Origin of the sequence: Methylomonas subterranea, assembly GCF_024505185.1 — a bacterium.
Lineage (GTDB): Bacteria > Pseudomonadota > Gammaproteobacteria > Methylococcales > Methylomonadaceae > Methylomonas > Methylomonas subterranea.
This window is the reverse complement of record NZ_JANIBJ010000094.1, coordinates 1-1,038: the sequence shown is the minus strand read 5'-3', so window position 1 is coordinate 1,038 and position 1,038 is coordinate 1. Positions and strand designations below refer to the sequence as shown.

1 protein-coding gene is annotated in these 1,038 nt (G+C 56.7%); it reads right to left on the bottom strand.

Going from position 1 to position 1,038, the window contains the following annotated elements; translation table 11 throughout:
- Positions 1–34: 34 nt before the first annotated feature.
- The gene (gene rpe / locus NP590_RS20430; RefSeq protein WP_256604590.1) at positions 35–700 is read right to left on the bottom strand and encodes a ribulose-phosphate 3-epimerase; all 666 of its coding nucleotides are present in this window, start codon (positions 698–700) and stop codon (positions 35–37) included.
- Positions 701–1,038: the final 338 nt, after the last annotated feature.

Genomic DNA, 1,038 nt, shown 5'->3' with positions numbered 1-1,038 from the left:
GCTTCGGCCATGTGGCCGAAGCGGTATCGCGCTATCAGGCCTTGGCCATTTCTGCGCGCATTTCGTCGATGACGGCTTTGTAGTCGGGTTTGCCGAAAATCGCCGAACCGGCCACGAACGTATCGGCGCCGGCGGCCTTGATTTCGCGGATGTTGGCGGTATTGACGCCGCCGTCGATTTCCAGACGGATGTCGAAACCGCTGTCGTCGATGATTTTTCTGGCTTGGCGCAGTTTCGGCAGGGCGGAAGGCAGGAAGGATTGGCCGCCGAAGCCGGGGTTGACCGACATCAATAGCACCATGTCCACTTTATCCAGCACGTGTTCCAGATAGGTCAGCGGGGTGGCCGGATTGAATACCAGGCCGGATTTGCAGCCCAGGTCCCGTATCATTTGCAGCGAGCGGTCGATATGCCGCGAGGCTTCCGGGTGAAAGGTGATATAGCTGGCGCCGGCCTTGGCGAAATCGGGGATGATGCGGTCGACGGGGTCTATCATCAAATGCACGTCGATGGGGGCGGTGACGCCGTGTTTGCGCAAGGCTTCGCAAACCAGGGGGCCTATGGTCAGGTTAGGCACGAAATGGTTGTCCATCACGTCGAAATGCACGATGTCCGCGCCGGCTTTTAAAACATTGTCCACTTCCTCGCCCAAGCGTGCGAAGTCGGCGGAGAGAATGGAAGGTGCAATTAAGTCGGCCATTTACTGATCCTCGTTGGTTTGAAAAATAGACCATTATACGATGTTTCGGCGCTTAGGATTTCGTCCCTGATAACTTCCCTGTTTATATCTCTCACCCTAACGGTCATGAGATTGGTGCCTCGCCCCGGCAAATGTAAGTAGTGCAGCTGGCACGGTTCCTCGCCGGACAGGACGCCGTAAATACGTCCGTGTAGGCTCGACGGCAGCATCCTTGCTGCCGACGCCTGTCCAACAAGCAACCGTACCCGCTCGATTTTTTACTTTCAGAGTAACGTTCATGAAGGCCGGGCGATCGCCCCGGCAAATGAAAGTAGTGCAGCTGGGCACGGTTCCTCGCT